This window comes from Candidatus Aminicenantes bacterium, assembly GCA_026393855.1.
Taxonomy (GTDB): domain Bacteria; phylum Acidobacteriota; class Aminicenantia; order Aminicenantales; family UBA4085; genus UBA4085.
Genome location: JAPKZJ010000058.1, coordinates 1 through 8,143, shown reverse-complemented (window position 1 = coordinate 8,143; position 8,143 = coordinate 1). Strand labels below are relative to the sequence as shown.

General features: G+C 64.4%; 8 protein-coding genes. 3 read left to right on the top strand and 5 right to left on the bottom strand.

Annotation, left to right across the window (positions count from 1 at the left end; genetic code table 11):
* From NTZ26_05845 to NTZ26_05835, 3 genes are all read left to right on the top strand, one after another.
* A partial coding sequence (locus NTZ26_05845; protein ID MCX6560021.1) for a hypothetical protein occupies positions 1-349 on the top strand: 349 nt, incomplete at its 5' end.
* A 56-nt stretch (positions 350-405) separates the two neighbouring features.
* Entirely contained in the window at positions 406-1,509 is a 1,104-nt protein-coding gene (locus tag NTZ26_05840) for a 4Fe-4S dicluster domain-containing protein (protein MCX6560020.1), read from the top strand.
* A 49-nt stretch (positions 1,510-1,558) separates the two neighbouring features.
* On the top strand, positions 1,559-2,395 hold the full coding sequence (locus NTZ26_05835; GenBank protein ID MCX6560019.1) for a C-GCAxxG-C-C family protein: 837 nt from the start codon (positions 1,559-1,561) through the stop codon (positions 2,393-2,395).
* Here NTZ26_05835 and purN read toward each other — a convergent pair.
* The 5 genes from purN to purB form a co-directional block, all read right to left on the bottom strand.
* Positions 2,392-3,066: a phosphoribosylglycinamide formyltransferase gene (gene purN / locus NTZ26_05830; GenBank protein MCX6560018.1), complete on the bottom strand. Its 675-nt coding sequence runs from the start codon at positions 3,064-3,066 to the stop codon at positions 2,392-2,394. The genes NTZ26_05835 and purN overlap by 4 nt on opposite strands.
* 243 nt (positions 3,067-3,309) lie before the next feature.
* Positions 3,310-5,541, bottom strand: coding sequence for a phosphoribosylformylglycinamidine synthase subunit PurL (gene purL / locus NTZ26_05825; protein MCX6560017.1), 2,232 nt, complete (start codon positions 5,539-5,541; stop codon positions 3,310-3,312).
* Between the two features lie 81 nt (positions 5,542-5,622).
* Positions 5,623-6,312, bottom strand: a complete 690-nt coding sequence (gene purQ / locus NTZ26_05820) for a phosphoribosylformylglycinamidine synthase subunit PurQ (GenBank protein ID MCX6560016.1) — start codon at positions 6,310-6,312, stop codon at positions 5,623-5,625.
* Positions 6,313-6,322: 10 nt separating this feature from the next.
* On the bottom strand, positions 6,323-6,568 hold the full coding sequence (gene purS, locus NTZ26_05815) for a phosphoribosylformylglycinamidine synthase subunit PurS (GenBank protein ID MCX6560015.1): 246 nt from the start codon (positions 6,566-6,568) through the stop codon (positions 6,323-6,325).
* Entirely contained in the window at positions 6,558-7,859 is a 1,302-nt protein-coding gene (gene purB / locus NTZ26_05810; GenBank protein ID MCX6560014.1) for an adenylosuccinate lyase, read from the bottom strand. Before purB ends, purS begins: the two co-directional genes overlap by 11 nt.
* Positions 7,860-8,143 lie beyond the last annotated feature (284 nt).

Genomic DNA, 8,143 nt, shown 5'->3' with positions numbered 1-8,143 from the left:
GGGCGCCGTCCAGGTTAAAATCGAGGAGAACGCCGCCTATTATAAAATGCCGGCGCCCAAGACGGGCTTCATCATCCACAGCTACCGCCAGGACGAGATCGGGCCGCGGCTGGCCGCCCGCTTCGCCGAGGGCCGCAAGCTTAACGGCGCCCCGTCGACCCTGAACGTGGGCGGGCGGGAGGCCGTGATCTCGCTTTACACGGCCAAGGATGCCGCCGGCGAAAACATGGTCTGGGTCGCGGCGCTGTACCCAAAATCGGGGCTTCTCATCGTGGCCAACCTGCCGGCCAAGGATTATGCCGGGGCCAAGGAGTGGATCGGGGCGCTCGTCCGCGGCGTCCGCTTTTAATTGACGCGCGGCCGGCCGGGCGCTATAGTCCTCCCAACATGCGGAAAAGAGAGGACGTGTATCGTCGTCTGGCCAAGCACCTGGACGACCTGCCGGCCGGATTCCCGGCGACCGCGAGCGGCGTCGAGCTCCGCATTCTGCGGCGGCTGTTCAGCGAGGACGAGGCCGAACTGGCGCTTCTCCTCTCGGTGATCGCCGAGACGCCGGCGTCGGTGGCCGTGCGGGCCAAGCTGTCCGTCGAGGAAACCGCCCGCCGGCTCGACGCTATGTCCCGCAAGGGCCTCGTCTACCGGGCCGACGGCAGGGACGGCGTGAGGCGTTTCAGCGCCAACCAGTACGTCATCGGGATCTGGGAGTACCAGGTCAACCGGCTTGATCCCGACCTCGTCCGCGATATGGACGAATACATGCCGGCGCTGATGGAGTCCGGTCCCTGGAAGACGACACCCCAGCTCCGGACCATTCCGGTGATGCAGGCCATCCCCGTCCGGCGCGAGATTTTGGCCCATGAGCAGGCCGAGGAGATGATCCGCGGGCGCGATCGCTTCCTTATCGCCCCCTGCATCTGCCGGCGCGAGCGCAAGCTGGTCGGCCAAGGATGCGACAAGCCCGAGGAAGCCTGCCTGATCATGGGCGGCGGCGTCGATTACTATCGCGAGAACGGCATCGGCCGAGTCATCGACCGCGACGAGGCGCTGGCCATCCTCAAACGGGCCGACGCGGCCGGGCTCGTTCTGCAGCCGAGCAACGCCAAGCGCATCGCCAACATCTGCATGTGCTGCGGCTGCTGCTGCGGCGTCCTGCGGACGATCAAGACCCACCCCCGTCCGGCCGAGTTCGTAGCCTCGGCTTTCCGGGTCGCCTTGGACGGAGCGAAGTGCAGCGACTGCGGCGTCTGTCTCACCCGCTGCCCGATGGATGCGCTGGTCAAGGATGCCGCCGGCAGGATCGCGCTGAAATCCGAGCGCTGCATCGGCTGCGGACTGTGCGTCTCGACCTGCCCGAGCGGCAGCCTGGCCTTGGTCCGGAAGCCCGAGTCCGAGCAGCGCGAAGTGCCGGCCACGTTCACTCGCACTTACATCGAGATGGCCCGCCGCCGCAAAAAGCTCAAGCCCGTTTCGCTGGCCCGGGCTTGGCTGCGCGCAAAGCTTTCCCGATAACCGTAAACCGGAAGATGGGCTTCCCCGTAATATGGGGGAGGAGAAGACCATGACTCCGCGATTGTCATCGTTTGCGACAGTGCGTACGTTCTTGAAGGTCGGGACATGCTCGGAGGCGATGGGCCATGTTCTCGATCGCGCCTTTGGTCACCCGTCGAAGCCCGAGGAAAGCGCGACGGCCCCCTTGGCGGGCGGCATCCTCCAGCACGGCTATCAATGCGGCCTGATATGGGGCGCCGCCCTTGCCGCGGGCGCCCAGTCCTATCGGTGCCTCGGCTCGGGACCGGAAGCGGAGGCGGCGGCTCTGCGGGCGGCGCAAAGCCTCGTCTCGTCGTTTCGGACCCGAAACGGGGAGATCAACTGCCTGGAGCTGACCGAATGCGACTGGAGGAAGCCGTCGAAGGTCATGAAATACCTCGTCAAAGGCGGGACAATCAAATGCTTCCGAATGGCCGCCCGCTTTCCTCCGGTCGCCTACGACGACATTCGGAAGGCCATGGCCGCTCATCCCCCCGATGCGCCGGTTTTTCCCGTCAGCTGCACGGCCGAGCTGGCCCGGAGGCTGGGGGCGTCGGACTTGCAGGCCATGATGGCGGCGGGGTGGGCCGGCGGAATCGGCCTCAGCGGAGGCGCTTGCGGAGCCCTGGGGGTTGCGATCTGGATCTCGGGTCTGGCCCGCTTAAAGGGCGGCGCTCGGAGGGTCAAGATGGTCGATCCCGCCGCTTCGAAGATCGTCGACCGCTTCGTCCCTTGCGCTGGCTATGAGTTCGAGTGCTCTAAAATCGTCGGACGCACGTTCACCAGCGTCGCCGATCATGCCGACTACATCAAATCCGGGGGCTGCGCGAAGATTCTTGCAACACTGGCGGCCGGCCCGGCCGCTTAGGGCCGAATGACTACCCGGCGGCCGCGGACCCCGAGCCGGCCCTGGAAATAAAGCCGCACTGTCTTGGGGTAGATCTTGTGCTCCTCGACCAGAATGCGGGCGGCTAGCGCGTCCTCGGTGTCCTCTTGGAGAACCGGGACGCAGGCCTGTAGGATGATCGCCCCGGCGTCCACCTCAGCCGATACGAAATGGGTCGTGCAGCCGCTCCATCTCACTCCCCAATCGATGGCTCTCTGCTGGACGTGCAGACCGGGGAAGGAGGGCAGGAGCGCGGGGTGGATGTTGACGATCCGATGCGGGAAGGCGTCGCAGAAGCTCGGGGTGATGATCTTCATGTAACCGGCCAGGACGATGAGATCGATTTGCCGTTTGCTGGCCTCGCGGATAATCTCTTTATCGTACTCGGGCTTTTCCGGGTAGAGCTTGGGATTGAGGAACATCGTCTCGAGGCCGCGTGAGCGGGCCGCGGCCAGGCCGGGCGCGTCTTCTTTGTTGCTGAAAACGAGGGCCACGTCGGCGTCGATCGTCCCGGCCCGCATGGCGTCGTGGATGGCCAGAAAGTTCGACCCCCGCCCCGAGAGCATGACCATGACGCGGCCGCGCTTGCGGGGGCTGCGGAAGAGGACTTCGCTCGGATCGCTCAACGGTGCGGTGGTTGTCGTCTCGGTCATGGAGCCCTCTCTCTCGAATGGGGGTAGTATACATAAGAAATGAGGGACCGCCAATAAAATGAGCATGCTGATTGTCATTGCGAGAAGCGCCAACGGCGCGACGCGGCAATCCCGGATGGAGAGATAGGTTGCCGCGTCGCTTCGCTTCTCGCAATGACGGATTGATGCAGAGCTTCGATTTTGCCGCGCACCTGCCCTGCAGGTGCGCGCAACGACAATGAACTATCGCTTGGCGGAATGGATCTATCGCTTGGCGAAATACTTCGGGATGGCGTTCATCCACAGCTCGCGGGCCGCGGCCACCGGCACGTCGACCAGCGTCTCGCCGCGCCGCTTGAACCGAATCGCGCCGCCGCCGACCTTGCCGACGACGGCCGCGGGCACGCCGCGCTCGGCCGCCAGGCCCACGATCATAATCGCGTTCTCGCGGGCCGCCGTGACCAATATTCGCGACTGGCTCTCGCCGAATAGCTGCGCGTCGACCCGCGTCCCGGCGCTAACGCCGTCCAGGTCGATCTCGAAGCCCAGCTTTTCCTTGGAGTGAAACGCGCATTCGGCCGCGCACACCGCCAGGCCGCCGTCGGACGGATCCTGGGCCGATTTAACCCAGCCCGCCTTGATGGCGTCGAGGACGACCTCGTGCACCGCCCGCTCGCGCTTCAGATCCACGGCCGGCGGCACGCCGTCCTCCCGGCCGTGCACGACCTTGAGGTATTCCGTCCCGCCCAGCTCGTCCTTGGTTTCGCCGATCAGGATGATCCGGTCGTCCTCGTCCTTGAAGCCGGGGCCGACGACCGTGTCGATATCCTCGATCAATCCCACGATCCCCAGCACCGGCGTCGGGAAGATCGGCAGGCCCTCGGTCTCGTTGTAGAAGCTGACATTGCCGCCCGTGACGGCGATCTCGAAGGCCAGGCAGGCCTCGCTCAACCCCTCGATCGCCTCCTTGAACTGCCCCATGACGCCCGGCTTTTCCGGGTTGCCGAAGTTGAGGCAGTTGGTCACACCGATCGGCCGCGCCCCGACGCAGGCTAGATTGCGGCACGCCTCGGCGACCGCGATCATGCCGCCCGTCCGCGGGTCGAGATGGGTATAGAGCCCGTTGCCGTCCAGGGTCATGGCCAGGCCCTTCTTGGAGCCTTTGATCCGCAGCACCGCCGCGCCCGCGCCCGGCAGGACCATGGTGTTCACCAAAACCATGTGGTCGTATTGGCGGTAAACCCACTGCTTGTTGGCGATCGTGGGGGAGGCCAGCAAGGCTTTGAGCGCCCCGCCCAGATCGGCCGGCACGGCAATCCCGCCCGCGACCCCGGCGGTCAGCTCGGCGATCGCGTCTTTCTTCGGCTCTTCCCACGGCCGCTGGTAGATCGGGCACAGATCGACGACCGCCGAGACGGGGATGTCCACGACCTGTTCGCCGTGGAACCGGCATTTGAGCTGGCCGTCGCCCGTGACCTTGCCGATCTCGACCGCGTCCAGGTCCCACTTGGCGAAAGCGGCCTGGACGGCTTTCACTTGATCGGGCCGGCAGGCGATCAGCATGCGCTCCTGCGACTCGCTGAGCATGATCTCGTACGGGGTCATGCCTTTCTCGCGCTGGGGGACCTTGTCCAGGTCGATCTCGACGCCCTGCCCGCTCTTGGCCGGCATCTCGGTCGTCGAGCAGGTCAGCCCCGCCGCGCCCATGTCCTGGATGCCGACGATGATGCGCCGGTCCATGACCTCCAGGCAGGCCTCGAGCAGGAGCTTTTCCTTGAACGGGTCGCCGACCTGAACGTTGGGCCGCTTGGCCTCGGTGTCCTCGCCGAACTCTTGCGAGGCCATCGAAGCGCCGTGGATGCCGTCCCGGCCCGTCTTGGCGCCCACATAGAGCACCGCGTTGCCGACGGCCTCGGTCTTGGCGAAGAAGAGCTTGTCCTTGTCGGCCAGGCCCAGGCAGAAGACGTTGACCAGCGGATTGAGGGCATAGCATTCGTCGAAGACGACCTCGCCCCCGACCGTCGGTACGCCGATGGAGTTGCCGTAGGAGGAGATGCCCGAGACGACCCCCTCCATGATCGAGCGGTTCTTCGGATTGTCGAGCGGGCCGAAGCGCAGCGAGTCCATCAGGGCGATCGGCCGCGCGCCCATGGTAAAGATGTCGCGCAGGATGCCGCCAACCCCCGTCGCCGCGCCCTGGAAGGGCTCGATGTACGAGGGGTGGTTGTGCGATTCGATCTTGAAGACCACGACCTGCCCGTCGCCGATGTCGATGATGCCGGCGTTCTCGCCCGGCCCCTGGACGACGTTCTTGGCCTTGGTCGGGAGCTTCTTCAGGTAGAACTTGGAGCTCTTGTAGCTGCAATGCTCGGACCACATGGCCGAGAAGATGCCCAGCTCGGTCAGGTTGGGATCGCGCCCGCCGATCAGGTTCCTGATCAGGGCGTACTCGTCCCGGGTCACGTTGTGGTGGCGGAGCGTTTTGTCATCGTGCATGGTGATGCTCGTGTCTTATCATTGCGAAAGCAGGTGATTTGTTGTCATCCCGAGGAGGCGCGAAGCGGCGACGTGGGGACCTCATCCAAGGCTCTCGATCAGCGATTCCAGGATGACCCGGCCGTCCTCGCTACCGAGGATCTTTTCGGAAGCCCGCTCCGGGTGGGGCATCAGGCCGCAGACGTTGCCGGCCTTGTTGACCAGCCCGGCGATCGCATCAAGCGAGCCGTTGACGTTGCTCTCTTCGCTCAACGAGCCGTCCGGTTCGCAATAGCGAAACACGACCTGGCCGCCGGCCTCGATCGCCTTGAGCGTTTCGGGCGGAGCGTAATAGTTGCCGTCGAAGTGGGCGATCGGGATGTTCAGGATCTGCCCCTTTTTGGCCTTTTTCGTGAACCGCGTCTTTTCGTTCTCGACCCGGATCGTGACGTGGCGGCAGAGGAATTTGAGGTTTTTGTTGCGAATCATGGCCCCGGGCAGCAGCTCGAGCTCGAGCAGAACTTGGAACCCGTTGCAGATGCCCAGGACCGGCTTGCCCTTGGCCGCGAACTCGCGCACTTCCTGCATCAGCGGCGAGAAGCGGGCGATGGCCCCGGACCGCAGGTAGTCGCCGTAGGAGAACCCGCCCGGCAGGACGATCGCATCGACACCCTGCAGGTCGTGGTCCTTGTGCCAGAGCGGCACGGTCGGCAGGCCCAGCACTTCTTTGAAGGCATGGATGGTGTCGAAATCGCAGTTCGATCCGGGGAAGAGGACGACTCCGATCTTCACGGCCGCCCCCTCAATCCTCGATCACGGACCAGGTGTACTTCTCGATGATCGGGTTGGCCAGGACCTTGCCGGCGATCTCGGGCACGAGCTTTTCGGCCGCGGCCCGGTCCACCCCGGCCAGCTCGACCTCGAAGACCTTGCCCTGCCGCAGGTCCTGCACCGCGTCGTAGCCGAGGGTGTGGAGGGCGTTGCGGACGGTTTGGCCCTGGGGGTCGAGAACGCTGTCCTTGAACGAAACGAGGATTCTAACCTTCATGGGAAAGCACCCTTTCGAAGATGTAGTCGATCTTTTCCAAATACGGTTCGATGGCGAAGCAGGCCTTGAGCTCGTCCGGCGTCAACGCTGCGGCGATGTCGGGATCGGCCGCGGCCAAGTCCCGGAAGTCGCCGACCCCCGCCCAGGTCTTGAGGCTGTTTCGCTGGACGAGCTGATAGGCGTCCTCGCGGCTTAGGCCTTTGCGGGTCAGGGCCAACAGGACGCTCTGGGAAAAGGTCAGGCCGTGGGTGGCGTCGATGTTCGCGCGCATCCGGCCCTTGTTGACGACCCAATGGCCGATGATGTCGATGGCTTCGGTCAGCATGTAGTCGGTCAGGAGGAAGGAGTCGGGCAGGATGACCCGCTCGGCCGAGGAGTGGGAGATGTCGCGCTCGTGCCAGAGGGGGATGTTCTCCAAGGCCACTTGCACGTTGCCGCGGATCAGCCGGGCCAGGCCGGCCATCCGCTCGCAGCGGACCGGGTTCTTCTTGTGGGGCATCGAGGACGAGCCCTTCTGGCCTTTGGTGAACGGCTCTTCGAGCTCCAGCACTTCGCTCCTCTGGAGGTGCCGGATCTCGAGGGTGAACTTCTCGAGCGAGGTGGCGACGAGGGCCAGCACGCCGACGACTTCGGCATGGCGATCGCGCTGCAGCACTTGGGTCGAGACGGGCGCGGGAGCGAGGCCGAGCTTTTTGAGGGCCAGCACCTCGACCTTGGGATTGAGGTGGATGTAGGTCCCGACCGAGCCCGAGATGCGGCCGACCGAGATGACATCGATAGCCCGGTCCACTCGATCGAGATGCCGCTTGATCTCCTCGTACCAGACCAGCACTTTGAACCCGAAGGTCACCGGCTCGGCGTGGATGCCGTGGGTCCGGCCCATGCAGACGGTCTTTTTGTGCTTGATCGCCTCGCGCCGCAGAATCTTCTTAAGCTCGATCAGGCGCTTGCGGACAAGGAGGAGCGACTCCCGCATTATCATCGACAGGGCCGTATCCACGACGTCGTAGGAGGTCAGGCCCATGTGGATGAAGCGGCCGTCCGGGCCGACCTTCTCGTTGACCGAGGTTAGGAAGGCGATGATGTCGTGCTTGACGACCTTCTCGATGGCGTCGATCCGCTCCACGTCGAAAGCGGCCTTGGCCTTGATCGTTTTCAGGGCTCCGGCCGGGATCTTGCCTAGCTTGGCCCAGGCCTCGCAGACGGCGATCTCGACGAGGAGCCAGGTCCGGTAGCGGTTCTGGTCCTTCCAGAGGGAGCCCATCTCGGGATTGGTGTAGCGCTCGATCATGGAGAGAGTCCTTCCTTTTTGGCGGCGCGGGCGCTTTTTGAGCCCAAATAATAACAGAGGAGGCGGGGCATGGCAATCCGGCTAATGTTATCTATTGTCGTCCCGAGCCCTTGGCGTGGGGACCTTGCTTCCTGTCGTCGCTATCTGCCCGCGCTTGGCCGCGATCTGTCTAACCTATATAATTACATTAGAAGGAAGGTGAACAATGTCGACGCGAAAGGCCGCTTTATTCGTTCTGTCGTTTCTCCTGCTCGTCGCCTTGGCCCAGGCCGGCCCTGCCTTCT